The organism is Roseomonas rosulenta (assembly GCF_016106005.1).
Classification (GTDB): Bacteria; Pseudomonadota; Alphaproteobacteria; order Acetobacterales; family Acetobacteraceae; genus Neoroseomonas; species Neoroseomonas rosulenta.
Map to the genome: position 1 here is coordinate 1 of NZ_JACADR010000042.1, position 25,019 is coordinate 25,019.

The 25,019-nt window shown below is 71.7% G+C and carries 21 protein-coding genes and 1 pseudogene; 13 read left to right on the plus strand and 9 right to left on the minus strand.

Annotated features, from left to right (window positions below):
• On the plus strand, nt 1-1,238 hold a 1,238-nt coding region (locus tag HW578_RS08065), incomplete at its 5' end, for a serine hydrolase domain-containing protein (protein ID WP_198370040.1).
• A gap of 38 nt (nt 1,239-1,276) precedes the next feature.
• On the opposite strand, the gene HW578_RS08070 is transcribed toward HW578_RS08065, so the two are convergent.
• From HW578_RS08070 to HW578_RS08085, 4 genes are read right to left on the minus strand one after another with little or no spacing between them, the layout of a single operon-like run.
• The gene (locus HW578_RS08070; RefSeq protein ID WP_198370041.1) at nt 1,277-2,947 is read right to left on the minus strand and encodes a hydantoinase B/oxoprolinase family protein; all 1,671 of its coding nucleotides are present in this window, start codon (nt 2,945-2,947) and stop codon (nt 1,277-1,279) included.
• Nucleotides 2,947-5,079, minus strand: a complete 2,133-nt coding sequence (locus HW578_RS08075) for a hydantoinase/oxoprolinase family protein (RefSeq protein WP_198370042.1) — start codon at nt 5,077-5,079, stop codon at nt 2,947-2,949. Before HW578_RS08075 ends, HW578_RS08070 begins: the two co-directional genes overlap by 1 nt.
• The gene (locus HW578_RS08080) at nt 5,076-6,356 is read right to left on the minus strand and encodes a Zn-dependent hydrolase (RefSeq protein ID WP_232478781.1); all 1,281 of its coding nucleotides are present in this window, start codon (nt 6,354-6,356) and stop codon (nt 5,076-5,078) included. Before HW578_RS08080 ends, HW578_RS08075 begins: the two co-directional genes overlap by 4 nt.
• Before the next feature lie 48 nt (nt 6,357-6,404).
• Nucleotides 6,405-7,196 (minus strand): SDR family oxidoreductase, encoded by a 792-nt coding sequence (locus tag HW578_RS08085; RefSeq protein ID WP_198370043.1) that lies wholly within the window; start codon nt 7,194-7,196, stop codon nt 6,405-6,407.
• Between the two features lie 124 nt (nt 7,197-7,320).
• Here HW578_RS08085 and HW578_RS08090 point away from each other — a divergent pair, with 124 nt between their 5' ends.
• From HW578_RS08090 to HW578_RS08120, 7 genes are all read left to right on the plus strand, one after another.
• Nucleotides 7,321-8,298 carry a 2-hydroxyacid dehydrogenase gene (locus HW578_RS08090; RefSeq protein WP_198370044.1) on the plus strand — a complete coding sequence of 326 codons (978 nt, stop codon included), beginning with the start codon at nt 7,321-7,323 and terminating at the stop codon, nt 8,296-8,298.
• A gap of 14 nt (nt 8,299-8,312) precedes the next feature.
• Nucleotides 8,313-8,951 (plus strand): flavin reductase family protein, encoded by a 639-nt coding sequence (locus tag HW578_RS08095; RefSeq protein WP_198370045.1) that lies wholly within the window; start codon nt 8,313-8,315, stop codon nt 8,949-8,951.
• A 123-nt stretch (nt 8,952-9,074) separates the two neighbouring features.
• A complete protein-coding gene (locus HW578_RS08100; RefSeq protein WP_198370046.1) occupies nt 9,075-10,052 on the plus strand; it encodes a Bug family tripartite tricarboxylate transporter substrate binding protein in 978 nt (325 codons plus the stop codon).
• 64 nt (nt 10,053-10,116) lie between these two features.
• The gene (locus HW578_RS08105) at nt 10,117-11,085 is read left to right on the plus strand and encodes a Bug family tripartite tricarboxylate transporter substrate binding protein (RefSeq protein ID WP_198370047.1); all 969 of its coding nucleotides are present in this window, start codon (nt 10,117-10,119) and stop codon (nt 11,083-11,085) included.
• A complete protein-coding gene (locus HW578_RS08110; RefSeq protein WP_198370048.1) occupies nt 11,082-12,035 on the plus strand; it encodes a Bug family tripartite tricarboxylate transporter substrate binding protein in 954 nt (317 codons plus the stop codon). Before HW578_RS08105 ends, HW578_RS08110 begins: the two co-directional genes overlap by 4 nt.
• A 10-nt stretch (nt 12,036-12,045) precedes the next feature.
• Nucleotides 12,046-13,722: a thiamine pyrophosphate-binding protein gene (locus tag HW578_RS08115; RefSeq protein ID WP_198370049.1), complete on the plus strand. Its 1,677-nt coding sequence runs from the start codon at nt 12,046-12,048 to the stop codon at nt 13,720-13,722.
• A 109-nt stretch (nt 13,723-13,831) separates the two neighbouring features.
• Nucleotides 13,832-14,569 (plus strand): TorF family putative porin, encoded by a 738-nt coding sequence (locus HW578_RS08120; RefSeq protein WP_198370050.1) that lies wholly within the window; start codon nt 13,832-13,834, stop codon nt 14,567-14,569.
• Between the two features lie 186 nt (nt 14,570-14,755).
• Here HW578_RS08120 and HW578_RS08125 read toward each other — a convergent pair whose 3' ends face one another.
• The 4 genes from HW578_RS08125 to HW578_RS08140 form a co-directional block, all read right to left on the minus strand.
• The gene (locus tag HW578_RS08125; protein WP_198370051.1) at nt 14,756-16,186 is read right to left on the minus strand and encodes an NAD(P)-binding domain-containing protein; all 1,431 of its coding nucleotides are present in this window, start codon (nt 16,184-16,186) and stop codon (nt 14,756-14,758) included.
• A 75-nt stretch (nt 16,187-16,261) separates the two neighbouring features.
• Nucleotides 16,262-16,648, minus strand: a complete 387-nt coding sequence (gene hpxZ / locus HW578_RS08130; RefSeq protein ID WP_198370052.1) for an oxalurate catabolism protein HpxZ — start codon at nt 16,646-16,648, stop codon at nt 16,262-16,264.
• A gap of 3 nt (nt 16,649-16,651) precedes the next feature.
• On the minus strand, nt 16,652-18,061 hold the full coding sequence (locus tag HW578_RS08135; RefSeq protein WP_198370053.1) for an AtzE family amidohydrolase: 1,410 nt from the start codon (nt 18,059-18,061) through the stop codon (nt 16,652-16,654).
• A complete protein-coding gene (locus tag HW578_RS08140) occupies nt 18,058-18,246 on the minus strand; it encodes a DUF4089 domain-containing protein (RefSeq protein WP_198370054.1) in 189 nt (62 codons plus the stop codon). Before HW578_RS08140 ends, HW578_RS08135 begins: the two co-directional genes overlap by 4 nt.
• 134 nt (nt 18,247-18,380) lie before the next feature.
• On the opposite strand from HW578_RS08140, the gene HW578_RS08145 reads away from it, so the two are divergent.
• A complete protein-coding gene (locus HW578_RS08145; protein WP_198370055.1) occupies nt 18,381-19,346 on the plus strand; it encodes a Bug family tripartite tricarboxylate transporter substrate binding protein in 966 nt (321 codons plus the stop codon).
• An 83-nt stretch (nt 19,347-19,429) separates the two neighbouring features.
• Entirely contained in the window at nt 19,430-20,386 is a 957-nt protein-coding gene (locus HW578_RS08150) for a glycosyltransferase family 2 protein (protein ID WP_198370056.1), read from the plus strand.
• Here the strand turns inward: HW578_RS08150 and HW578_RS08155 are convergent.
• The gene (locus HW578_RS08155) at nt 20,373-22,001 is read right to left on the minus strand and encodes a DUF6311 domain-containing protein (protein ID WP_198370057.1); all 1,629 of its coding nucleotides are present in this window, start codon (nt 21,999-22,001) and stop codon (nt 20,373-20,375) included. The genes HW578_RS08150 and HW578_RS08155 overlap by 14 nt on opposite strands.
• A gap of 331 nt (nt 22,002-22,332) precedes the next feature.
• Here HW578_RS08155 and HW578_RS08160 point away from each other — a divergent pair, with 331 nt between their 5' ends.
• The 3 genes and pseudogenes from HW578_RS08160 to HW578_RS08170 form a co-directional block, all read left to right on the plus strand.
• Nucleotides 22,333-23,046: a sugar transferase gene (locus tag HW578_RS08160; RefSeq protein ID WP_198370058.1), complete on the plus strand. Its 714-nt coding sequence runs from the start codon at nt 22,333-22,335 to the stop codon at nt 23,044-23,046.
• A gap of 283 nt (nt 23,047-23,329) precedes the next feature.
• Nucleotides 23,330-24,841 (plus strand): flippase, encoded by a 1,512-nt coding sequence (locus HW578_RS08165; RefSeq protein ID WP_198370059.1) that lies wholly within the window; start codon nt 23,330-23,332, stop codon nt 24,839-24,841.
• Nucleotides 24,838-25,019: pseudogene (locus HW578_RS08170) on the plus strand (hypothetical protein); the annotation flags it as partial. The gene HW578_RS08165 and the pseudogene HW578_RS08170, both read left to right, overlap by 4 nt.

A 25,019-nucleotide genomic window follows, 5' to 3' on the forward strand; every position in this document is an offset into this window, starting at 1 on the left:
CGGCGCGCGCCGCCGCACCCGCGCAGCGCCGCCCCGCCGGGCCCGACCTGGTGCGGGGCTTCTCCCGCGCACGGCTCGCTGCCTTCGGCGAGGCCCTGCTCGCCGAGGGGCAGCGCGGCTCCTACCCCGGCTGCGTCGCAGCGATCAGCCGCAATGGCGAGATCATCCATCTCGAGGCCTATGGCCACATGGATGCCGCGCGGACGAAGCCCATGACGCGCGACGCCATCTTCCTGCAGGCTTCCATGACCAAGCCGGTCACCTCGGTCGCGGCGATGATGCTGGTCGAGCAGGGGAAGATGAAGCTGTCCGACCCTGTCGCGATGTTCCTGCCGGAACTCGCCAACGTGAAGGTCGAGACCCGTCGCGACGGCCAGCCGGCCGAGGAGGTCGCGCCGCGACGCCCCATGACGGTGCAGGACCTGCTGCGGCATTCCTCCGGCTTCGTCTATCCCGACAGCGCACCGTCGACCCGCATCCGGGAGATGTACACCGAGGGCAACATCACGGCGTCCGCGGGCCCGATCACCGGCGACGAGATGTTGCGCCGGCTCGGCGCCATCCCGCTCGCGCACCATCCGGGGACGATGTTCCACTACTCCATCTCGACCGACGTGCTGGGGCTTGTGGTGGAGCGCGTGTCGGGCCAGCGGCTCGACCGCTTCTTCGTCGAGCGCATCACCGGGCCGCTCGGCATGCGCGACACCACCTGGTTCGTCGAGCCCGCGCGCCGCGCGCGCATCGCCGAGGCGCTGGACAGCGACCCGCTCAAGGCCGGCATGTGGCGCTCCTACCGCATCCTCGAGGACGAGGCGGGGCGGTCGTATTTCAAGGGCGGCGCGGGGCTGGTCTCGACGGCGCCGGACTACATCCGCTTCGCGACCATGTTGGCGAATGGCGGGGTGTTCGATGGGCGGCGGTACCTGTCGGCACCGATCGTGAACTTCATGATGTCGAACCATATCCAAGGCATGGGCGGATCGCCGGAGGCCTCGACCGGGCCGGGCTACGGCTTCGGCCTGGGCTTCGGCGTGCGGCTGCAGGATGGGTTCGCCGTGGCGCCGGGCAGTACGGGGGATGCGATGTGGGCCGGCGCCTGGGGTACGTCCTTCACCGTGGACCGGGCGGAAGGGCTGGCGGCGGTGTTCATGGCGCAGGGACCGTCACGGCGGGGCCAGACGCGGATGCTGTTCAAGAACCTGGTCTATGGGGCGATGCTCGAGAGCCAGCGGCGGTAGCCGGGCGACGGGGAGCGCGCGCGCCCTCCCCGTTCGCGTCACTTCACGCCGTAGACCGTGCGCGCGGCCTCGGGGCTGACCAGCCCGTCCTCGACGTCGCGCTGAACCAGGGCGGGGTCGCGCTGCCTCGGGTCCCCCATGCCGCCGCCACCGGGCAGCTTCAGCAGGAGCCGCCGGCCCTTTGGGATGATCTGGAAGCCCTTGGTGCGCAGCACCGTGCCGTTGGCGTCGTTCATGCCGACCCAGCCGGCCGCGCCCTCACCGCCGCCATCGCGGCCCTTTGGCGGATTCGCCACACGATCGAAGATGGCGTTGACGGCGAATTCGGCATCGCCCTTCGCACCGATCTCCATCACCTGGCCGAAGCCACCGCGGGTGCGGCCGGCGCCCGCGGAATCCGGGCGCAGCTGCTTCTGCCAGAAGATCACCGGAGCGACGTTCTCGGTCGCTTCCACCGGCATGGTGCGCACTCCGGAGGGGAAGGCGGTGCCGTCGAGCCCGTCCTTGGTCGGTCGCGCGCCGGTGCCGCCGGAATTGAAGGTGATGATCTCGAAATCCTCGGTCTCCGCCGCCTGGCCGCTCACCTGCGAGCCACCGCGCAGCGGCGGGTTCCACAGGGCAGACGAGCCTTCGGCATTGACGCGATCGGGGATCGCCTGGTGCAGGCAGCCCATCATCAGGTCGGGGATGAGCTGCCCCACCACGTGACGCACGCTCACCGGATAGGGTCGCGGGGCGTTCAGGATGCAGCCTTCCGGGATCTCCATCTGGAAGGGCATCAGCGAGGCCCAGTTGTTCGGCACCTCGGGCGCCACCACGCATTTGATCCCGAAGCAGGCATAGGCGCGGCAATAGGCCGGGGGCACGTTGATGCCGCGGTTCGACAGGCCGCTCGTGCCCGCGAAATCCACCACGATGCGGTCGTCATGGATGGTCATGGCGGCCTTCATCGTGACGGAGGATTCGTAGCCGTCCGACTTGATCTCGCCGCGGTAGGTGCCGCGCGGCAGCTTCGCGATCTCGGCCAGCGTGGCGCGTGTGCTCGCCTCGAAGATGTAGCCGCCGAGCTCGTCGAGGCTGTCCATGTGGAACTCGTCCATCATCTCGACCAGCCGCTTCGCCCCCGCGTCATTGCAGGCGCAGAGCGAGTAGATGTCGCCCTCCAGCTCGACAGGCGTGCGCGAGCCCGCGCGGATGAAGTCGAAGAAGGTCTCGTTCGGCACGTTGCGGTCGAAACACTTCACGATGGGGATATACAGGCCTTCCTCGAAGACGCTGCGCCCCTCGGGGCCCATTCCGAGGCCGCCGATGTCGATGATGTGCGCCGTGTTGGCAAACAGGCCGACGATCTTCCCGTTGCGGAAGGCCGGCGTGACCACGGTCAGGTCATGCAGGTGGCCGGTCGCGAGCCAGGGGTCGTTGGTGATGTAGTGGTCGCCCGGCCGCATCGTGTGTGCCGGGAACTTCTTCAGGAAATGCCCGACGGATTCCGCCATGGAATTCACATGGCCCGGCGTGCCGGTGACGGCCTGCGCGAGCATCCGGCCCTCGAGGTCGAAGATGCCGGCCGAGAGGTCGCCCGCCTCGCGCACCGTGGTGCTGAAGGCGGTGCGGATCATGGTCTGCGCCTGTTCCTCGACCACCGCGATCAGGCGGTTCCACTGGATCTGGCGCTGGATGGTGGCGAGTGCGCCGGTTTCCTTGCTCATCACGCGGCCTCCTGCGTCAGGTCGAGATAGCCCAGCCCGTCCATCCGGCACGTCCAGCCCGGCCCAACCAGCGTGCTGGTCTCGGCCTCCGCCACGATTGCCGGGCCGGGAATGGTGGCACCCGGCGCCATGTGGTCGCGATCGTAGACCGGCCATTCGCCGACTTCGCCCGTCGCGGTGTCGCGCACCATCTGCACGCGGATGGGACTGGGCGCAGGCGCATCCGCCACCGGGGCGACGGGTTCGACATGCGCCTCGACCGTGCGCACGGTGACCGCGAAGGAGAGGATCTCCACATCGGATCCGGGCACCGGCCGGTCGTAGAAGCGCGTGTATTCGGCGTCGTACAGCGCGCGGATCTCCGCCACATCGCCCGCGGTCAGCGCGCGCGGCGGCAGCGGGACCGAGATCTCGTGCCCCTGCCCCACATAGCGCATGTAGGCGATGCGCGTTTCCTCGACCGGCGCACCGAAGGCGCCTTCGCTCACCACCTTCGTCGCCTCCGCTGACATCGAGGCCAGCAGCGCGTTCACCGCCGCCAGGTCGAAGGTGCCGAAGCGCTGGTAGAGCGACTTCACCACCTCATAGGCCACCGGCGCGCGCAGGAAGCCGATGGCCGAGCCCACGCCGGCCCCGCTCGGCACCAGCATGCGCTTCACGCCGATCTTCTCCGCCACGCGATAGCCATGCACGGGACCGCCGCCCCCGAAGGCGATGACGATGCGCCCGTCATAGCCCTTGCCGGATTCGATGGCGTGGACGCGCGCGGCATTGGCCATGTTCTCGTCGACCATCTCCACCACGCCGAGCCCGGCCATCTCCGCCGAGAGGCCGAGCTTGCCGCCGACATGCGCCGCCAGCGCATCGCGCGAGAGCTCCGGCTTCAGCGGCAGCGACCCGCCCGCGAAGAGCGATGGTTCGTAGCGCCCGAGCGACAGGTTCGCATCCGTCACCGCCGGATGCGTGCCGCCACGCCCGTAGCAGGCCGGCCCGGGATCGGCGCTGGCGGATTCCGGCCCGACCTGGATGCGCCCCATGGAATCGACCTGGGCGATGGACCCGCCGCCGGCGCCGATCTCCACCATCTCGATCACCGGTATGCGCAGCGGCAGGCCCGACCCCTTCTTGAAGCGCCCCACGCGCGCCACCTCGAAGGTGCGGCTCGCCTGCGGGCGGAAGCCGTCGATCAGGCAGACCTTCGCCGTGGTGCCGCCCATGTCGAAGGACAGCACCTTGTCGAAGCCGCGCTGCTTCGCCACGAACGCCGAGAAGATCGCCCCGCCCGCGGGGCCGCTCTCCACCAGGCGGATCGGGAAGCGCGACGCGGTCTCGATGGTGGTGAGCCCGCCGCCCGAGAGCATCAGGAAGAGCGGGCAGGTGACACCCGCCGCGCGCAGCCCGGTCTCGAGCCGCCCGAGATAGGTCGCCATCAGCGGCTGCACGTAGGCGTTGGCGACGGTGGTGGAGAAGCGCTCCCATTCGCGCATCTCGGGCGAGACCTCGCTCGACAGCGAGACCGGCACGCCCGGCCACATCTCCCGCACGATCTCGGCGGCGCGGCGCTCATGCGCGGGGTTCACGAAGGCATGGAGGAAGCCGATGGCGAGGCTCTCGATCCCCTCGCCCTTCAGGAACTCCACCTGCGCGCGCACCGCGGCCTCATCCAGCGGCACCAGCACCTTGCCGGTGTTGTCCAGACGCTCGGGCACACTCACGCGCCAGCGGCGGCGCACCAGCGGCTGCGGCAATTCAATGTTGAGGTCGTACTGGTCATAGCGCGCCTCGTTCGCCAGCGCGAGCACGTCGCGGAAGCCATCCGTCGTCAGCAGCGCGGTGCGCGCGCCCTTGCGCTCGATGATGGCGTTGGTCGCGAGCGTGGTGCCGTGGATGACGAGCGCGAGATCCGCCGGCGCCATGCCGGCCTTGGCCAGCACCTGCGCGACACCCTCCAGCACGCCCTTCTCGGGCGCGGCCGGCGTGGTCAGCACCTTGGCGGTCCAGCGCTGGTCGCCCTTCTCGATCGCGAGGTCGGTGAAGGTGCCGCCGATATCGACCGCGAGACGTGCATTTGCCTGGTGCGGCCGATTCAGCTCTCCGCGCCCTTCGGCGCTCCGACCATCGGGCGCACTCATTGCGCGGCCTCCGCCGCCCAGCGCTGAACCACGGCACAGGCCGCCGCGAAGTCTTCCATCCGCATGTCTTCCTTCGGATTGTGGCTGCCGTGCTGGTTGCGCACGAACAGCATGCTCGATGGCACGCGCGCCTCGGCGAAGGCCGCCGCATCGTGGCCGGCGCCCGAGGCGATATCGAGGTGCCTCACGCCCAGCGCATCCGCGGCGCGCTTCAGCCCCGCGCGGATGCCCTCGTCCATGATGGCCGCACGGCTGCCGGTCTCGGGCCCGCAGTCGAAGCGCACGCCGCGGCGCGCCTCGATCTCGGCGATGAAGCGGTGCAGCGCCTCGAACATCAGGTCGAAGGCGTGCGGGCTGACGCTGCGCACGTCCAGCGAGAAGGTCGCCTCGCCGGCGATCTTGGTGAAGCCCGCCTCGGCCGTGGTGGCCATGGTGCAGAAGGTGCAGACCAGCACGTGGCCCATGGCATCCAGCCGGCACCATTCCTCGTCCATCCGATGCACCAGTTCGGCCAGCGCGGCCGCCGCGTCGCGGCGGTACTTCCGCGGCGTCGCACCCGAATGGTTGTACTCGCCCACCACGCGCCCCTGGCGCAGGCGGCGGCTGCCCGGAATGCCGGTGACGATGCCGATCGGCACCTGCTCGGTCTCCAGCACCGGCCCCTGCTCGATATGCAGTTCCAGGAAGGCCGCGACGTTGTGCAGGCCGATCGCGTGCTCGCCGCGCGCGACGGCGTCTGGGTCGAAGCCTTCCTCGCGCATGTGGTCCGCGAGCGTGCGCCCACTGTCCTGCCGCGGGATCGCCAGCCCATCCGCCTTGAACAGCCCGAGCGCCATGCGCGACCCGGGATACGAGACGGGGAACCAGGCCCCCGCCTCCTCCGCGCGGATCGCCATGACGGTGATGTCGCGCCCGGGGGTGAAGCCCGCGCGCTTCATCCCCGCCACCGTCGCCATGCCCGCCAGCACGCCGGCCGCGCCATCGTAGTTCCCTCCCTGGCGGACGGAATCGAGATGGCTGCCGATCACGACGCGTTTCGCGCTGCGGTCGGCACCCGGCAGCGTCATGTACAGATTGCCCGCGACATCGACGCTGCTCTCGAGTCCGACCCGGTCGGCCGCCGCGCGCACCAGCGCATGCGCCATGCGCTCGCCCGGGCCATAGGCCTCGCGCGTCACGCCCTCGCCATCCGTACTCTTGGCGCGCAGCCCGGCGAAGAGCTCAGCGGCCAGGTCCATGTCGGGGGTCAGGTTCGGCAGCATCGCGGGACCATCCATCACGGTGTCAGGGGCGGGGCGCCGGTCCTGCGGCGCCCCGCGCGCAGGTCAGAGCATGCTGCGTACGCGCCCGCCATCCACCCGCACCATGGTGCCGGTGATGTAGGCGCCGGTGGTGCCGGCCAGGAAGGCGCCCATCGGGCCGTATTCCTGTGGCTGGCCGATGCGCCCGGCCGGCACTTCCTTGCCCGCGCGCGCGACCTCCTCCTCGACGCTCACGCCCGCCTTCTGCGCGCGCACCGCCGCCGTCTGGGTGATGCGATCGGTCAGGATCGACCCCGGGGCGAGGATGTTCATGGTCACGCCATCGGCCGCGACCTCGGCGGAGAGCGTCTTGAGCCAGGCCCAGATCGACGCGCGCAGCGTGTTCGACAGCGCGAGCGTCGGGATCGGGTGCTGCATGCCCGAGGACCCCACCACGATCACGCGCCCGTACTTCTGCGCGCGCATCGCCGGCATGAGGCGCATGGTGATGCGGATCGGCGAGACCACGATGTTCTGGAACCACTTGACCAGGTCCTCCTCCTTCATGTCGGAGGCCGTGCAGACCGGCGGTCCGCCGTGGTTCAGCACCAGGATGTCCACGCCGCCCATCGCCGCGACGGCGGCATCGGCCAGCTTGTCCATCTCGGCGCCGGAGGACACATCGGCCTGCACGACGGTGACCGCCGGCGCGCCCAACGCCTTCAGCTCGCCTGCCGCCTTCTCCATCGCCGCGCTGTCGCGCCCGCTGATGGTCAGCACGGTGCCCTCGGCCGCCAGCGCATCGGCGATCGACCGCCCGAGGCCCTTGGCCCCGCCCATCACCAGTGCGCGCTTGCCCTTCAGACCGAGATCCATTCGCCCATTCCTTCACGCTGCCGTGGAACCGGGCCGGACCCTGCCCCCTCCCCCGCCCCCTGGCAAGACGGGGCGGGGCGCGCTATGCGCGGCATGATCCCCCGAATTATGCAGGAAGCGTTCCATGGCCAAGCCGGTCGTCCTCGTCACCCGCAAGCTGCCCGATGAGGTCGAGGCGCGCCTCGCCGGGCTGTTCGACGCGCGACTGAACACCGCGGACGACCCCTGGTTCCGCGACGGCGCCGAGATCACGCGCCGCGCCACCGAGGCGGGTGCGGCGGGCGTGCTCTGCGCCGCCGGTGACCCGATGAACGCCGAGACCATCGCGGCGCTGCCGGCCAGCGTGAAGATCGTCACCACCTTCTCGGTGGGCACCGACCACATCGCGCTCGATGCCGCGAAGGCGCGCGGCATCGCGGTGACGCACACGCCCGAGGTGCTCTCCTTCGCCACCGCCGAGACCGCCTTCACCCTGATGCTGATGGCCGCCCGCCGCGCCGGCGAAGGCGAGCGCCTGGTGCGCGCCGGCAAGTGGGAGGGCTGGGCGCCGACCCAGCTCATGGGCGTCACGCTGCAGGGCAAGACGCTCGGCGTGCTGGGCTTCGGGCGCATCGGGCGCGAACTGGCCGACATGGCGCGCGGGATGCAGATGACCATCCACTACCACGACGTGCAGCGCCTGCCGCCGGAGCTCGAGAAGGGCGCGACGTTCCACGCGACAGAGGACAGCTTTCTGCCCGCGATCGACGTGCTGTCCATGCATGTCCCGGGCGGCGAGGGCACACGCAAGTGGCTCAACGCCGCACGCCTCGCCAAGATGAAGCGCGGCGCGCTGGTGGTGAACACGGGCCGCGGCCCCTCGGTGGACGACGCGGCGCTGGTCGCCGCACTCACCTCCGGCCAGATCCGCGCCGCCGGCCTCGACGTCTATGACGGCGAGCCCCGCGTGCATCCCGGCTACTTCGCGCTGGAGAATGTCGCGCTGCTGCCGCATCTCGGCTCCGCCACCATCGAGACGCGCGCGGCGATGGGCGCGCGCTGCATCGAGAACCTCGAGGCCCTGCTCATCAAGGGCCAGAACCCACCGCACCGCGCCGCCTGAAGGACCCGCCCCATATGCTCTTCGACTTCGACAAGATCCCGCACGACCAGGCCTACAAGCTGTGCGTCGCATCCGTGGTGCCGCGCCCGGTGGCCTGGGTGGTCAGCCAGGACCGCGAGGGCGTGGTCAATGCCGCGCCCTATTCCTTCTTCAATGTCTTCTCCGACAACCCCGTCGTGGTCGCGATCGGCTGCGCAGCGCGCGCCCCGGGCACGCCCAAGGACACGCTCGCCAACATCGAGGCGACCGGGCAGTTCGTGGTGAACCTGGTCTCGGCCCCGACCGTCGAGGCGATGAACATCACCGCCGTGGACTTCCCCCCGGGTGTCAGCGAGATCACGGAGGCGGGCCTCACCACCGCGCCGTCGACCCGCGTCGCCGTGCCGCGCATCGCCGAGAGCCCCGTCGCGCTGGAATGCGAGATCTTCCAGTTCGTGCCCACGCGCGGCCACACCATCGTGCTCGGCCGCGTGCTGGCCATGGAGATCCGCGACGACTGCGTGCTGGATGCCGCAAAGTTCTACGTGGACACGCCGAAGCTCGACCTGGTGGGCCGCATGCATGGCCGTGGCTGGTACGCCCGCACCACCGACCGCATCGAGGTGCCGCGCATCTCGGTCGCGGAATGGGAGGCGAAGAAGGCGGCGCGGTAGCCTCCAGTCCGCGGCGGCGCATCCGCCGCGCCTGGCAGGGCACGGTCTGGACAGCCCCGCGCGGCGCCGCCAGCCTGCCGGCCGATGCGCCGGGACGTGACGGCGCCACGAAGGGAAACGCCTATGACTTCCTTCCGCGCCGGCCGCCGGGCCGTGCTCGCCCTCGCCGCCGCCCTGCCCATGCCTGCCCTGGCGCAGACCTTCCCGGACCGTCCGCTGCGCCTGGTCATCCCCTGGCCGCCGGGCGGCACCAACGACATCGTCGGCCGGCTGATCGCCGAGGGGATGGGCCATCGCCTCGGCCAGACCGTGGTGATCGAGAACCGCGGCGGCGCCGGCGGCGCGCTGGGCGCCGAGGTGGTCGCGAAGGCCCAGCCGGATGGCTACACGCTGCTGCTGGGCGGCTCCGGCAGCCTGACCATCAACCAGCTGGTCCGCCGCCGCCTGCCCTATGATCCCGCCACGGCCTTCGCCCCGGTCGGCATGATCGGCAGCGGGGCGAATGTCATAATCGTGCATCCCTCGGTGCGCGCGACGAACCTGCGCGAATTGCAGGCCGTGGCGCGCAGCGCGAACCCGCCGCTGAACTATGCCTCGCCCGGTGTCGGCAGCACCGGCCACGCCGCCGGCGCGCTGATCACGCAGGTGCTCGGGGTCGAGATGGAGCACGTGCCCTATCGCGGCACCGGCCCCGCGATGAACGACGTGGTGGCCGGGCGCATCCAGGTCTTCACCAATGCCCTCGCGCCCATGCAGCCGCAGATCGAGGCCGGCGCGGTGCGCGCCCTCGCCATCGCCGGGCCGCGGCGCAACGCCGCCATCCCCGGCCTGCCCACCACCGGGGAATCCGGCTTCCCCGACATCCAGGCGGCCACCTGGTACGCCATCCTGACCACCGGCGGCACGCCGCCCGACCGCGTGCAGCGTCTTTTTGCCGCGCTGACCGGGGCCATCAACGACCCCGGCATCCGCGGCCGGCTGGAAGCCGGCGGCCTCGACGTGGAGCCGAGCGAGAGCCCCGCCGCCTTCGCCCGCTTCGTGGCCGAGGATGCGGCGCGCTGGGAACCCGTGGTGCGCCGCGCCAACGTCAGCGTGGAGTAGCACCCGGCCTTGCGGCGCCGCCCCGTTGCGGCAGGATGCGCGGCAGGGAAAAGGAAGCAGGTCCATGATCGCACGCCGCCACCTGGCGCTGGCTGCCCTGCCGCTGCTCGCGCGGCCTGCGCTGGCCCAGGCGCCCTGGCCCAACCGCACCATCCGGCTGATCGTGCCCTGGCCGCCCGGCCAGGCGACCGACCTGGTCGGGCGCATCATGGCGCAGCGGCTGAGCGAGAGGCTCGGCCAGCAGGTGGTGCCGGAGAACAAGGCCGGCGCGGGCGGGTCGATCGGCACCGATTTCGTCGCCAAGGCCGCACCCGATGGCTACACGCTGCTGTCGGCTTCGATCGGGCCGATCTCCTTCGGGCCGTTGATTCACCGCCTGCCCTATGACGTCGAGCGCGACCTCGCGCCGATCGCGACCTTCTCCGGCTCGCCCTACGTCCTGGTGGTGCGCACGGAATCCCCCGCGCAGGACGCGCGCGGGCTGATCGCCATGCTGAAGGCCGCACCCGGGCGCCATACCTATGCTTCCTCCGGCGTCGGCGGCGCGCAGCATCTGCTCACCGCGCTGCTGGTCGCGCGTGCCGAGGTCGACGTGCTGCACGTGCCCTTCCAGGGCAGCGGGCCCGCCATGGCCGCGCTGCTCGGCGGGCAGGTGGATTTCGCCATCGATACGCCGGCCGCCGCCGGCGGGCTGATCCGCGAGGGGAAGCTGCGGGCGCTCGGTGTCACGGTCGGGCGCGGCTCGGCGCTGCTGCCGGGCGTGCCGCCGTTGCAGGAGGCGCTGTCGCTGCCGGGCTACGATTTTATCGGCTGGATCGGGATGATGGCGCCGGCGGCCACGCCGCGGCCGATCCTCGATCGGCTCTCGGCGGAACTCGCGGAGGCCTCGACCCAGCCCGAGGTGCGCCAGCGCCTGACCGCGATCGGCACCGAACCCATCACGCGCAACCCGGACGAATTCCGCGCCCTGCTGGCCGAGCAGCGCGTGGCCTTCGGCGCGGTGATCCGCGCGCTGGGCATCCGCGCCGAATGAGGCGCCGGACTGCCCTCGCGCTCGGCCTCCTGCCTCTGGCCGCGCGCGCGCAGGGCGGCTGGCCGTCGCGGCCGATCCGCCTGGTGGTGCCCTTCGCCCCCGGCGGCACGACCGACGTGGTGGGGCGCATCGTCGCGGAACGCCTCGCCGCGCGGCTCGGCCAGCCGGTCGTGGTGGAGAACCGGCCCGGCGCCGGCGCCACCCTCGGCGCGCAGCAGGTGGCGCGCGCGGAGCCGGACGGGCACACGCTCGTTGTCTCGTCCTCGACCTCGCATGGCGTCTCGCCGGCGCTCTATCCGAACATTCCCTACGACGCGCTGCGCGACTTCACGCATGTCGCGATGATCGCGCGCAGCCCCTCGGTGCTGCTGGTGAACCCCGCGAGCCCGACGCGCACCCTGGCCGACTTCGCCGCGGCCGCGCGCGCGGCGAACGAGGTGCGCTTCGCCGTGGCGGGGATCGGCACGTCGTCGCATCTCGCCGGCGTGCGGCTCGCCATGGCGCTCGGCGTGCGCACCGAATCCATCCCCTATCGTGGCGCCGGCCCGGCGCTGACCGACCTGATCGGTGGCGTGGTGCCGGCCATGCTGGACAGCCTGCCCTCCGCCGGCCCGCATGTGCGCGCCGGAGCGCTGCGTGCGCTCGCGGTCAGCGGTGCGGAGCGCGCCAGCGGCTTTCCGGACCTGCCGACCTTGCGCGAGGGCGGGCTCGACGTGGTGTCCTACGCCTGGTTCGGCATCTCCGCCCCCGCCGGCCTGCCCGCGCCGATCACGGACCGCCTGTCGCGCGAGATCCGCGCCGTGCTGACCGACCCGCCGACCCGCGCGCGGCTCGAGGAACTGGGCGGCGCGCCGCCCGACACCACGCCCGAATCTTACACCGCCTTCGTGCGCGACGAGCTGGCCGCCTTCGCCCCGCTGGTCCGCGCCGCCGGCCTCCAACCGCAGTAAGGAACGCCCCATGACCCGCACCGTCGGCCATATCCTGGCCGAGAGCCTCGCCGCCCATGATGTCGATCTCATCTACTGCGTGCCGGGCGAATCCTACCTCGGCCTGACCGACGCGCTGACGGAGTTCCCGCAGATCCGACTGGTGGTCTGCCGGCACGAGGGCGGCGCGGGCTTTATGGCGGCCGCCGATGGCCGCATGCGCGACGGGCGCGCGGGCGTGGCGCTGGTTTCACGCGGTCCCGGCGTCACCAATGCGATGATCTCGCTGCACACCGCCTATCACGACGCGACACCCATGGTGATCCTGATCGGCCATGTGGAGCGCAAGGATGTCGGGCGCCTTGCTCTGCAGGAGCAGAACTATTCCCGCCTGCTGTCGGACGTGACCAAGGCGGTCTTCGAGGTGATCCAGCCGATCCAGGCGAGCGAGGTGATCGCGCGCGCCTTCCACCTGGCGCAATCGGGCACGCCCGGCCCGGTCGCCGTCATCCTGCCCGAGGACATCTTCGACGAACCGGCCGAGGGTCCCGTGGTCGCGCCGCGCACCCTGCCGCGCCCCGGCCCGCGCGCGGAGGACCTCGACCGGCTCGCCGAGATGATCGCGAACGCCGAGCGCCCGCTGGTGCTGGTGGGCGGCGCCATGGCGGCCTGCGGGGAGCAGGGCCTTGCGGACCTGAAGCGCCTGGCCGAGGCGTGGTCATTGCCGATCAGCCCGACCCACCGCCGCCCGCACCTGTTCGACGCCGAGCACCCGAACTACGGCGGCTACATGGGCATCCGCGTGCCCAAGCCGCTGCTGGACGAGATGAAGAAGGCGGACCTGATGATCTGCCTGGGCGAGCGCCTGTCGGACAGCATCAGCCAGTCCTACACCTTCCCCGCCGCGCCCGACCCGCAGCTGCCGCTGGTGCAGGTCTGGCCCGACGCCAACGAGATCGGCCGCGTCTGGCGCGTGGACCTGCCGATCGCGGCCGACCCGCATGCCGTGATCCGCGGGCTGCTCGCGCGCAACGCGCCGGAGGCGAGCGACGGGCGCAAGCGCTGGGTGAAGGGGCTGAACACCATCCATCGCGGCCTGCTGGCGCCGGAATGGGACGCGATGCCCGACGGCGTGAACTTCGCCGCCGTCTGCGCGGCGATGGTCCGCCACATCCCGGCCGATGCGGCGGTGACCTCCGATGCGGGGAACTTCTCCTCCTTCCTGCACCGCTACTTCCCGTTCAAGCAGACCCACATGTTTCTTGCCTCGAACGTGGGCGCGATGGGCGCTGCGGTGCCCATGGCGGTGGCAGCTGCCCTGCGGCGGCCCGGCAAGCGCGCGGTCGCCTTCGTCGGCGACGGCGGCATCCTGATGACCGGCAACGAGATCGCCACAGCCATGCGCGAGGGTGTCGCGCCGGTCATCATCCTCTCCGACAATGCCGGATACGGCACGATCGGGATGCACCATGAGGGGCGCTACCCCGGCCGCCCCTATGACCAGGCGACCCGGCTGGTGAACCCGGATTTCGTGGCCTGGGCGCAGGCCTTCGGCGCCGCCGGCCTGTCCATCACGGCCGAGGACCAGGTCGAGGCAGTGCTCGCGCAGGCCTTCGCCATCACCGACCGGCCGGTCGTGGTGCATGTGAAGTCCTCGGCCCTGCAGGCCTCGGCATGGAAGAAGCGGACCATGCCCCTGCCCGCCTGACCCGCCGCGCCGCGTGACGGTTTCGCGGCACGGGAGTTGCTGTCCGCCTGCCCATCGGCCGCCGTCCGGGAAACGGCGTCCGCCCCAGGACAGGATCGGACAGGTTCGCATGCTGAAGAAGATCGCCACGCTGGCCCTTGGACTTGGGCTCTTCGCCTCCCCCGCTGTCGCGCAGGTCGAGCTCGGCAGCGGCTTCACCGCGACCGGCACGGTGACCGGCATCACCGACTACGTGTTCCGCAACATCAGCCAGACTCGCAGCCGCCCCGCGGTGCAGGGCTCGGCCGAGCTGTCGCACGAGATCGGCCTGTATGTGAGCGCCTTCGCGAGCAACGTGACCTTCCCGAATACGAATGCTCGCCAGGAGGTCGACGTGAGCGGCGGCTACCGCCGCACCATCGGCAGCTTCACCTTCGACATCGGCGGCACCTACTACAGCTATCCGGGCTACAGCGCGCAACCGGGCCAGTACGAGCTCGCCTTCGCCGAGGCGATCCTGAAGCTGAAGTACGAGCTCGACCCCGTGACCTTCGTAGGCACCGCGGCCTGGTCGCCGGACTATTTCGGCTCCTCGGGCAACAGCGTCTGGCTCGAGGCCGGCATCGACTGGAAGACGCCGGTGCTCGACGCCGTGCTGTCCGGTCGCATCGGCTACCAGTGGATCGACAACAACGCCCGCTTCGGCGCGCCCGACTACCTCGCCTACAGCATCTACCTGACGGTGCCGATCCGCTACGGCTTCTCGGTCGGCGGCGGCTTCTACGGCACCAACATCAGCCAGTCGGAGTGCGGCGGGCTGAAGGTCTGCGACAACCGCTTCATCGGCTTCGTGAGCTGGACGTTCTGAACCCAGGATCGCGCGCAGGCGCGATCCTGGGTTTTTCTTGAACCCTCAGACGGAGGGCGGGCCGCGTCCGCGGCCCTTGCCTTCGCGCCATGGACTGGCGCGCCCGGCGCACCTGATGGTCTGGGCGCGGTCGCGCTTCGCGCTCCCGGATCGCGGCAGGGCCGCGATCCGAAAGTCCTGGCCCCGCTACTCCGCCGCCAGCCGCGCCAGGTCCAGCGTCACCTGCGGGATCGCATAGGCGCGCAGCTCGGCGTGCAGCCGCGGCAGGTCGGCCTCGAACAGTCCGCGCGTGATGCCCGCGGTCAGGCGCGGCACGGCGATGCTCATTGCGTTGATCGAGCTCCCCGCCGGGCCGAAGGACAGGCTGGTGCCGATGCCGAACAGGTGGATGTCGCGGATCCAGGGCGTCTCGCCCGCGCGCTTCTCCGCGAACGCGTAGTCCGGCGCCAGGTACGGGAAGCGCGCCAGCCTCTCATTCGCCTCCTCCGCCGGCGGCGTGTAGCGGTCGCCCCAATCCGCGATGTTGTGCGCGCAGCCCGCCAGCTCCGGCACGCTGGCCGGATCCATCCGCACGCCGGTGCCGCAGATCGCGTAGTCCGCCGTGAAATCGCCGCGCGCCGTCTCCAGCACCGCGCGCCCGCCCTCCGCCCGCGCGCCCGTCCAGGGCCGCCCGACATGCATGGTGAAGTTCGGGAAGGCCATGACACGGTTGTAGGTGTCCTGCGGGAAGCCCTCGCGGAGCCCGAGGATGTAGGACATGAAGCGCCAGCGCCATTCGTCAGGCATCTCGCCCATGTGGCGCAGGAAGCCCGCGAAGGTCAGCCACCGATAGGGTTGGATGATCATGGGTTCCGCGCGGCGGCAGAACAGGTGGACCTCGGCCGCGCCGGCCTCGAGCGCGGTTGCCGCGTTGTCGAAGGCCGACGCACCCGCGCCCAACACTGCCACCACGCGCCCGCGCAGGGCGGCGAAGTCGATCTCCTCGCTGGCATGGGCGCGCAGGGGCTTCGGCAGAGCCTCGACGAAATCCGGCATCCACCAGCGCCCGGCCCCCTCCTGCCCGGTCGCCATCACCACCTTGCGCGCCAGGATCGGCCCCTCGCTGGTCTCGACCGACAGGCAAGGCAGCCCGTCATCGGTGCGTGCCGGCGAGATGCGCCCGGCGGTGACGCCGTTGCGCACCGGAATGCCCGTCACGCGGCGGAACCACAGCAGGTAGTCGTTCCACAGCTCCTTCGGGATCCAGCGCAGCGCCTCGAAATGCGCGGCGCCGAACTGCGCCTCGTGCCAGGCCTGGTAGGTCAGGGCGGAGATCTTCAGGTCCGGCCCGGTCTGGTTCTTCCAGGACCGCAGCGTGTGCATCCGCGCATAGGTGACCCAAGGGCCCTCGCGCCCGTAATCGGCGCGGTCGAGCACCAGGATGTTGTCCACGCGGTCGCGCTTCAGCGCGAAAGCGACGGCGATGCCGCATTGCCCGCCGCCGATGATGAGGCAATCGAGCACCGGCGCGCCGCCGCTGGTCTTTGGCTCCAGCCAGGGCGCGCGCGGATGCGCGGTCAGTTCCAGGTCGCGGAGGACATCCGCCTCGAGCTCGGCCAGGGTGCGGGGTGCAGGCATGGGTGAGAGGATAGTGGCGCTTCCGCGCGCGGCAATCCGCCACTGGCCTGCCGCGCCTGCGGGCAGCCTGCCGCGTCAGGCGGCAGGCGCGTCGATCAGGCTCACATGCGCCGCCACCACCCGCCAGCCTTCCGGGAAGCGCACCCAGGATTGCTGCTGCCGCCCCACCCGCGCGCTGCCCTCGCGCCGGAAGGTGATGGAGGCGGTCGCGAAATCCCGCCCATAGGTGGTGATCGACCGGCGCAGGATCTCGCGTTGCAGACCCGCCGGCGAACGGCCCGCGCGGAAGGCCGCGATCTCGGCTGCGCCGAACAGGTTCTCGGTGGCGCCGAAGCGCACCGTGGTAGGGCTTTCCCAGAACAATTCGTCCAGCACCGGCACGTCGTTGGACACCAGCGCGGCCTCGTAGCGGTCGAAGGCCGCCTCGACCTCGGCCTTCACCTCGGGAATGTCGATCTGCATGAGTCAGGCTCCGAAGGGGGCGACGGGCGCTCGGGCGAGGCCCTCGCGTTCCAGCACGCGGGCGACGCGCAGGGCAAGGTCCTCCCGCCAGGCGGGGGCGATCACCTGCACCGCCAGCGGCAGCGCCGCCCCCGACGGCCAGACCGGCACCGCCACCACCGGCAGGCCAATGAACGAGATCGGCTGGGTGTGCACGCCGATATTGGCGCGCAGCGGCAGCTCGACACCGTCCAGCGTTACGGACTGCGTCCCGAGCCGCGGCGCGTGCATGGGCGTGGCGGGGGCGAGCAGCACGTCGTGGTCGCGGAAGACCTCCGCCGCACGGGCCGCGAACCAGCGGCGGAAGCGCTGGGCTGACTGGACCCAGGCGGCGGGCAGCAGCGCGCCGGCGATCAGCCGGTCTCGTACGGCCGGGTCGAAGTCGCCGGGCCGCGTCCGCAGCCGCGGGAGGTGCAGTTCCGCCGCCTCCGCCATGGTGATGAGGAAGGCGGCGCCGCGCGCGCGCTCCGCCTCGGGCAGCACCGCCTCGCGCTGCACGTGCAGCGCGGTGCAGACGATTTCCATCGCGGCACTGCTCTCCGGCAGCAGGTTGCGCGCGAACCAGCCGCCGAGACGTGCGATCCGCAGCCCGGCGATGCCCGCCTCGAAGCTCTGCCCCACCGGTTCCGTCGCGCGGCGCGTGCAGGCCGGGTCGGCGGGATCGGCACCCGCCAGCACATCGTACACTGCCGCCAGGTCGCGCACCGACCGCGCCAGCGGCCCGACATGGTCGAAGGCCGCGACGAAGGGAAAGGCCCCGGCGCGGCTGACCCGCCCATAGGTGGGCTTCAGCCCGAAAGTGCCGCAGAAGGACGACGGCACGCGGATCGACCCGTTGGTGTCAGACCCCAGCGCCACCGTGGCGAGCCCGCCGGCCACCGCCCCACCCGACCCGCCGGACGACCCGCCGGTCATGCGCGTCGTGTCGTGCGGATTGCGCGAGGGCCCGTCATGCGCGTTCTCGCCGGTGAAGTCATAGGCGTATTCGCCCATGTTCAGCCCGCCGAGCAGCAGCCCGCCGGCCGCCTCCAGCCGCGCCACCGCGGTGGCGTCGGCGGGCGCGGGCGCATGATCGCGGTTGATGCGCGAGCCCGCGCGCGTCACCACGCCGGCGATGTCGAACAGGTTCTTGGCCGCGACCGGGGCACCGGCCAGCGGCGGCAGGGCGTGGCGATGCGACCGCGCCGCATCCAGCGCGGCAGCGCGGGCACGGGTACGGTCGGCAGTGACATCGGTGAAGGCGTTCAGCACCGGATTGCGCGCAGCGATGCGGGCCAGCGCCGCCTCGGCGATCTCGGTGGCACTCGCCTCGCCGGCGCGGAAGGCGGCCGCGATGCCGGTGGCGTCGCGGTCCAGCAGCGCATCCACGCTCATCGGCCGGGCTCGAAGACCGGGGCGGGCTCGACCTCGTCGGACAGCGGAAAGGATTGCAACGCGGCGGCGATGGTGCCGGCGACGCGGAGATTCGCCGCCACCGCGGCACGCCAGGCGGGGTCGACCGGAATGCCGGTGGCCGGCAGCAGGGCGGCGATGATCGCCTCGGGATCGGGTTCGGGCATGTGGTCAGGCTCCGGCAGGGTGGCGCGGGGCGCTAGCCCGCACATCGCGCCACGGCGAAGCAAGCGCCGCGCCGCGGGCGTTCCCCCGGCGCGGCACTTCGGCCTAGGCTTCCTGCAACGACAGGGAGGCAAAGATGATCCAGCGCAGACACATCCTGGCCATGGCCGGCGCCGCCGCCCTGGCGCGCCCGGCGCTGGCGCAGTCATGGCCGGACCGGCCGATCCGCTGGATCGTGCCCTTCCCGCCGGGGGGCTCGACCGACCTCTGGGCGCGCCTGGTAGCGGAGCCCATGGCGGCGGATCTCGGCCAGCCCATCGTGATCGACAACCGCGGCGGCGCCGGCGGTCTGATCGGCACCGAGGCCGCTGCGCGCGCCACGCCCGACGGCCATACGATGCTGTTCACCATCACCACGCACGTCACCTCCCCGGTGGTGCTGCGGCGCTTTCCCTACGATCCGGTCGCGGATTTCGCGCCGATCGGCAAGCTCGGCGTCACGCCCCTGGTGCTCTGCGCCTCGCCTTCGACGCAGGGGAACACGGTACAGGACTTCACCGCCTGGGCGCGGGGAAAGGACCTGTCCTACGGCTCCTATGCGCCGGGGTCCTCGGGGCATGCCTATGGCCAGATGTTCTCCGACGAGGCGCGCCTGAACATGACCCATGTCGCCTATCGCGGCGAAGGGCCCATGCTGCAGGACATGCTGGCGGGCAACGTCGCCTGCGCCTTCCACTCCATGGCGGCGAGCGGGGGCGCGATCCGCGCCCGGCGCATCCGCCCGCTGGCGCTGTCCGGCACGCAGCGCCTGCCCTCCCTGCCCGAGGTGCCGCTGATGCGCGAGAGCGGCTTCTCGGAGCGCTTCGCCTTCTCGGGCTTCATCGGGCTGCTGGCCCCCGCGCGCGTGCCGCAGCCCATCCTGGACCGCGCCGTCGCGTCGTTCCGCAAGGTGATGGAGACGCCCGCCACGGTGCAGCGGCTGAACGAGATCGACACCATCCCGCAATACCTTGGCCCCGAGGCGTTCCGTGAGGACATCGCCCGCGCGCTGCGCGACTGGACGGTGCTGGCGACGGAGCTGAACCTGCACGTCTCGGGGTGATCGCAACTCCGCCTTGATTTGGCCCGCCGCGTGCTGTTCCTGCGCGCAGACGCCGCCCTTCGCGCGCCCGCCCGGAACGCCCCATGACCGACGCCCCCGCCCTGTCCATCGTCGTGCCCGCCTACAACGAGCAGGAGGTCCTGCCAGAGTTCCACCGCCGCCTCGCCGGCGCGCTGGCGGGCATCGGCCTGTCCTGGGAGGTGGTCTACGTGAATGATGGTTCGCGCGACACCACGCTCGAGGTGATGCTCGGTCTGCAGGCGCAGGACCCGCGTGCCGCGGTGGTCAACCTCTCGCGCAATTTCGGCAAGGAGATCGCGCTCACCGCCGGGCTCGACCACGCCCGCGGGAGCGAGGCGGTGGTGGTGATCGACGCCGACCTGCAGGATCCGCCCGAGGTCATCCCAGCCCTCATCGCCGCCTGGAAGGAAGGCTTCGACGTGGTCTACGCCCAGCGCAACACGCGCGAGGGCGAGACCTGGGTGAAGAAGGCGACCGCCGCTGCCTTCTACCGCGTGATGCAGCGGCTCGGCGGCAAGGTGAAGCTGCCGCCCGACACCGGCGATTTCCGCCTCATGTCGCGCCGCGCCACCGACGCGCTGCTGAAGCTGCGCGAGCAGCACCGCTTCATGAAGGGCCTGTTCGCCTGGATCGGCTTCCCGGCGAAGGCGGTGCGCTACGACCGCGCGCCGCGCGCCGCCGGTGAGACCAAGTGGAACTACTGGAAGCTGTGGAACTTTTCGCTGGAAGGGATCACGTCGTTCACCGTGGCACCGCTCAAGGTCGCGACGTATTTCGGCTTCGGCATCGCGGTGCTGGCGTCGTGCTACCTCGCCTTCATCGTCGCGGGCACGCTGCTGCACGGCAACCCGGTGGCGGGCTATCCCTCGTTGCTGGCGGTCACGCTGTTCCTGGGGGGCGTGCAGATGATGATGCTCGGCATCATCGGCGAGTATCTCGGGCGGATCTTCAACGAGACCAAGCAGCGCCCGCTGTACTTCGCGGAACGCTACAGCCCGAGCCGCATCAGCGCGGAGTGATCCGGCAGGCCAGCAACTCGCCCATCGGCGCGCAGTCCCGCGCGGCCCCAGGCATGGTTGCGAGCGCCTGCTCCCGCGCGCCCGGCAGGATGATGCGCAACTCGCCCGGTGCCAGCGGCGTCGCCAGCACAGCCGCATCCGCGCAGGCCGGCCGCACGCCGCGCCAACGCGCCACATACATCGTGTTGGCGGGCACCGGGCGTTCGGCGGCGAGGGTGAGCACCTGCAGCTGCCGCAGATGGTCGCCGAAGGGATCGCGCGGCGGCACGCAGGGCCAGGAGGGCAGCAGCGTGAGGCTGTCGGCCTCGGCCAGCAGGCGCCGCAGCGCCGGCGCATCCACCACCCAGTCCGGCCGCTGATCCGCCCAGGCCGCGATGGCCGCACGGTTCGGGGCGGCATCGGCGAATTGCACCAGGCCCATCGCCAGCACCGCCGCCGGTCCGATCCGCGGCAGGCGGGGCAGCAGCACCGCCGCCGCCAGCAGCAGCGCGCAGCCCACCGGCCAGAAGAAGCGGCCCGAGGCGCGGAACTGCTCGAGGAAACCCGGTGCGGGCCCGAGGTCGAGCAGGATCACCGATCCCGCGCCAACCCTGAACGACACCGCGAGCAGCGTCAGCCCCGCCAGCGCGAGCGCCAGGCCGGCATGGCGGCGCAGCAGCGCGCCCACCGCGCGCGGCCTCAGGACGACCATCGCCAGCAGCGCCAGGACCAGGCCGAGGCCGAGCCAGTTATAGCCCTCCCACCCGCCATGCCCGGTCGCATCCACCTCGCGCGGCGCCAGGGCGCCGAGGAACCACGAGCGATACGGCCAGACGGGCGAGAGCAGGTTGAGTGCGAATTGCCCGAAACCGCCATCGCCCTGCGCGCCGACATAGCCGAAGGCGAGCATCACGCCCGCCACCAGCGCGACCGCCACCGCCATCCCGGACGCCCCGCCGACCCAACGCGAATCGCCGCGCAGCAGCAGCGTGAGTGGCGCGGCCGCCAGCACCGCCAGCGCCATGGCCGCGAGATAGGGGTGGATCAACAGCGTCGCGACCATCGCGAGCCCCGCTGCTGCCCAGAGCGCGACCGAGGGGGCGCGCACGAGGCGCAGATATAGTCCGAGCGCCAGGAACAGCGCGAAGTGCCCGGTCAGCGCCGCATGGCCGTAGCGGTTGATGAAGGCCGGCATCGAGGCCGCCGCCAGCGCGATGCCGATCGCCGGCAGCAGGCGCGTCTCGCCTGCCGATCGCAGGCACCACACCGCGGCCACGGGCTGCGCCACCCAGGCGATGGCGTACCACAGCCCGATCCCGTGGAAGCCCTCGGGCAACAGGCCGCGCAGCGCCTTCAGCAGCATCGCCTGCAGCGGGATGCCGTCGGAGAAGGCGATGTTCAGCCCCTCGGGCGGGATCAGGTTGCGCGCGACCAGCGGCGGCCAGCGCCAGGCATCGCCGAGGAAGTAGCGCTGCGTGATGGCGTGCTGCGCGGCATCGCCCTGCGGCGCCCACCCCATCCCCGCACGCGGGAGCAGGAACTCGGTCGGGAACACCACCGCGACGAGCACGACGCCGAGCGCCAGCGCGAAGAGGTAGGACAGGGCCGTGGCCAGCCTGGGGGACAGGGCGCGCACTCCGCGAGGACCCGGCGCGTCTAGAGGAGGCGGTGCGCCAAAGGCAAGGTCCCGGCGAATGAAGCGCCTTGGTCCGGTTTCCTGCCGCGGAACCTGAAGGCGCGCCGCCGTCGCGGAGCGTGAGCGATCCGCCCGCGGAATGCTGTGCCGCCACAATCCCGCCGCAAGCCCGTCCCACATCCGCCCGCGCCAAGCGTCATTGATGCGTCCACCCGAGGATCGGGTCCGCCCCCGGCCGCCACAGCGGCGAGGGCCTCCAGGTCCCAGGGACTCCCTTTGGCCGCCGCCGGCCCCCGCCCGCGTCGGTACACCCAGAAGGCCGAACTCGCTCATGTCCAGCGTTCCGGTTGGTCCCCTCCCCCCGCAGGATGCGCCCTCGCGCGCCATCGCCGCCCTGTCCGGCTTCCTCGGCTCCGCCGACCGCGCGGCGGCGCGGCTGCCGATCGCCAAGCGGGTGGTCGACATCGCGATCGCCGGGACAGCCCTGCTGCTCGCCTCGCCCTTCTTCCTGGTGGTCTCGCTGCTGGTGCGCGTCGATGGCGGGCCCGCCTTCTACGCCCATCCGCGCGTGGGCCGCTTCGGCCGCCTCTTCGGCTGCCTCAAGTTCCGCTCCATGGTGGTGGACAGCCAGGCGCGCCTCGACGCTCTGCTCGCCGCCGACCCCGCGGCGCGCGCGGAGTGGGAGGCCACCCGCAAGCTGAAGAACGACCCGCGCATCACCCGCATCGGGCGCTTCCTACGCGCCACCTCGCTCGACGAGCTGCCGCAGCTGATCAACGTGCTGCGCGGCGAGATGAGCATCGTCGGCCCGCGCCCCGTCACCCAGGCGGAGCTCGACCGCTACTACGGCGCGGCGGCGGCGCATTACGTCACGGTGCGCCCGGGCATCACCGGCCTGTGGCAGGTGAGCGGGCGGTCCGAGACCACCTACGACCAGCGCGTGGCGCTCGATGTCGCCTATGTCTCGCAGCCCTCGATGCTCGCCGACCTGCGGATCCTGCTGAAGACGCCGATCGCGGTCCTGTCGCGGCGCGGCGCTCACTGAACGCGGCCTGCGCAGCAGGCCGCTGAGTCTTCTCATGCCCTCAGACGGCGGCCGCCGGCCATCCGGCCGGCTTGCCTTCGCGCCGCGCACTGGTGCATCGGCGGCGTCCGGCGGTCTGGGCGCGGTCGCGCCGTGCGCTCCCGGATCGCGCGGGGCGCTATCCGCAGGATGGTGACGCCGCGCGCCACTGTGCCTGACCGGGGCGCCATGACGCAGTTTGGCCCCATCGGCGCTACACCCTCCTCCCCATGACCCCCACGGCGCCCCGAGTCGGACCCACCCCATGACAGCCACGGCGCCCGAGGGCGCGGAGGAACGGACCGGCGGGCGCAGGCTGGTCTCCGGCGTGCTCTGGAACGCGCTGGGGCGCGGCATCCCGCTGCTGCTGGCGCTGGCGCTCACCCCCGTTCTGGTCCATCTGATGGGGACCGAACGCTGGGGGCTCTTCACCCTCGCACTGGCGCTGGTCGGCATCTTCGGTGTCTTCGATCTCGGCCTCGGCATGGCGCTGACGCGCGCGGTGTCGGAGCGCATCGGCGAGGGCCGCGGCGCCGAGGCGCCGGCGCTGGTGGGTGCGACACTGTGGTCGCTTCTGGGTGTCTCGATCGTCATGGCGGCGCTGGCCTGGGCCTTCATGCCTGTGCTGATCGGGCGCGTCCTGCGCGTGCCGCCGGGGCTCGAGGCGGAGGCGCTCGCCGCCTTCCGCGTGCTGGCCGCCGCCGCGCCGCTGGTGGTGATCAATGCCGCGCTGTGGGGCGTGCTCGCGGCCTGGCAGCGCTTCCGCGCGGCGAACCTGGTGAACATGCCGGTCAGCGTCTTCTACTACCTCGGCCCGGTGATCGCGCTGCTGGCCTTCGACAGCCTGGTGGCGGTGATGGTGGCTCTCGTGCTCGTGCGGCTCGTGAGCGGCATCGCCTATGCCGCGCTGGCCTGGCGGGACGTGCCGGGGCTGGGGCTGAACCGTCCGGGCTTCCGGCTATTGCGGCCGCTGCTGCGCCAGGGCGGGTGGATGTCGCTGTCGGGCGCGCTGACGCAGATGCTGCTGTATGCCGACCGCTTCCTGGTAGGCGCGCTGATCGGGCTGACGGCGGTGGCGTTCTATGCGACACCGCTCGACCTCGTCATGCGCATGTGGATATTGCCCGTGGCGGTGGCCCAGGCGCTGCTGCCGGCCATCGCCTCATCCTTCCGGACCGCGCCCGAGCGCACGGCGCTGCTGCTGCGCCGCGGCGCGCTCATCGTGGCCGGCGTCGTGCTGCCGGCCTGCCTGGTGCTGGTGGCGCTGGCCGAATGGCTGCTGTGGCTGTGGCTCGGCAGCGCATTTGCGGACGGCGGCGGGATGGTGCTGCGCATCCTGGGGGTGGGGATCTTCTTCTCCTGCCTCGCCTTCGTGCCGGGCACGCTGCTGGACGCGATCGGCCGACCGGAGGTGGTGGCGACCTTCTCCCTGGTGCAGGCGGCGGTGTTCCTGCCACTGGGCGCGGGCCTTCTGGTGCTGATGGGGATCGAGGGCGCGGCGATCGCCTGGGCCTTGCGTGCGACCGCCGATTGCGCCGGGCGTTTCCTGCTGGCGGCACGCTTCTATCCACCGGCGAAGGAGGCCGGGCGCGCGCTGCTGCCGCTGCTGGGCGCGGCGGGCGTCGGCCTGGCGGTGATGGTGCCGCTGCCGGGGCTGGTCGCGGCGATGGTGGTCGGCGCGCTGACGCTCGGCGTGGTGGTCGCGCTGGGCTGGCGCATAGCACCGGTGGAGGACCGCGCCGCGCTGCTGCGGCGCGCGGGCTTCGCGCGCGCATGACCGGCATCGCGATCAATGGGCGCTTCCTCACGCAGGGCATGACCGGCGTGCAGCGCTTCGCCACCGAGATCACCGAGGCCGCCGACGCGCTCGCGCTGCGTGGCGAATGGCCCGCGGCGCGCGTGCTGCACCCCGCCGGCGCGCGCGACCCAGCGCTGCGCGTGCTGCGCGCGGAGGC

Bases quoted from the DNA above. Each gene is read 5' to 3' on its own strand.
- HW578_RS08070 (WP_198370041.1), bottom strand. From the start codon at position 2,947: ATGAGCAAGGAAACCGGCGCACTCGCCACCATCCAGCGCCAGATCCAG.
- HW578_RS08075 (WP_198370042.1), bottom strand. From the start codon at position 5,079: ATGAGTGCGCCCGATGGTCGGAGCGCCGAAGGGCGCGGAGAGCTGAAT.
- HW578_RS08080 (WP_232478781.1), bottom strand. From the start codon at position 6,356: ATGGATGGTCCCGCGATGCTGCCGAACCTGACCCCCGACATGGACCTG.
- HW578_RS08085 (WP_198370043.1), bottom strand. From the start codon at position 7,196: ATGGATCTCGGTCTGAAGGGCAAGCGCGCACTGGTGATGGGCGGGGCC.
- HW578_RS08090 (WP_198370044.1), top strand. From the start codon at position 7,321: ATGGCCAAGCCGGTCGTCCTCGTCACCCGCAAGCTGCCCGATGAGGTC.
- HW578_RS08095 (WP_198370045.1), top strand. From the start codon at position 8,313: ATGCTCTTCGACTTCGACAAGATCCCGCACGACCAGGCCTACAAGCTG.
- HW578_RS08100 (WP_198370046.1), top strand. From the start codon at position 9,075: ATGACTTCCTTCCGCGCCGGCCGCCGGGCCGTGCTCGCCCTCGCCGCC.
- HW578_RS08105 (WP_198370047.1), top strand. From the start codon at position 10,117: ATGATCGCACGCCGCCACCTGGCGCTGGCTGCCCTGCCGCTGCTCGCG.
- HW578_RS08110 (WP_198370048.1), top strand. From the start codon at position 11,082: ATGAGGCGCCGGACTGCCCTCGCGCTCGGCCTCCTGCCTCTGGCCGCG.
- HW578_RS08115 (WP_198370049.1), top strand. From the start codon at position 12,046: ATGACCCGCACCGTCGGCCATATCCTGGCCGAGAGCCTCGCCGCCCAT.
- HW578_RS08120 (WP_198370050.1), top strand. From the start codon at position 13,832: ATGCTGAAGAAGATCGCCACGCTGGCCCTTGGACTTGGGCTCTTCGCC.
- HW578_RS08125 (WP_198370051.1), bottom strand. From the start codon at position 16,186: ATGCCTGCACCCCGCACCCTGGCCGAGCTCGAGGCGGATGTCCTCCGC.
- hpxZ (WP_198370052.1), bottom strand. From the start codon at position 16,648: ATGCAGATCGACATTCCCGAGGTGAAGGCCGAGGTCGAGGCGGCCTTC.
- HW578_RS08135 (WP_198370053.1), bottom strand. From the start codon at position 18,061: ATGAGCGTGGATGCGCTGCTGGACCGCGACGCCACCGGCATCGCGGCC.
- HW578_RS08140 (WP_198370054.1), bottom strand. From the start codon at position 18,246: ATGCCCGAACCCGATCCCGAGGCGATCATCGCCGCCCTGCTGCCGGCC.
- HW578_RS08145 (WP_198370055.1), top strand. From the start codon at position 18,381: ATGATCCAGCGCAGACACATCCTGGCCATGGCCGGCGCCGCCGCCCTG.
- HW578_RS08150 (WP_198370056.1), top strand. From the start codon at position 19,430: ATGACCGACGCCCCCGCCCTGTCCATCGTCGTGCCCGCCTACAACGAG.
- HW578_RS08160 (WP_198370058.1), top strand. From the start codon at position 22,333: ATGTCCAGCGTTCCGGTTGGTCCCCTCCCCCCGCAGGATGCGCCCTCG.
- HW578_RS08165 (WP_198370059.1), top strand. From the start codon at position 23,330: ATGACAGCCACGGCGCCCGAGGGCGCGGAGGAACGGACCGGCGGGCGC.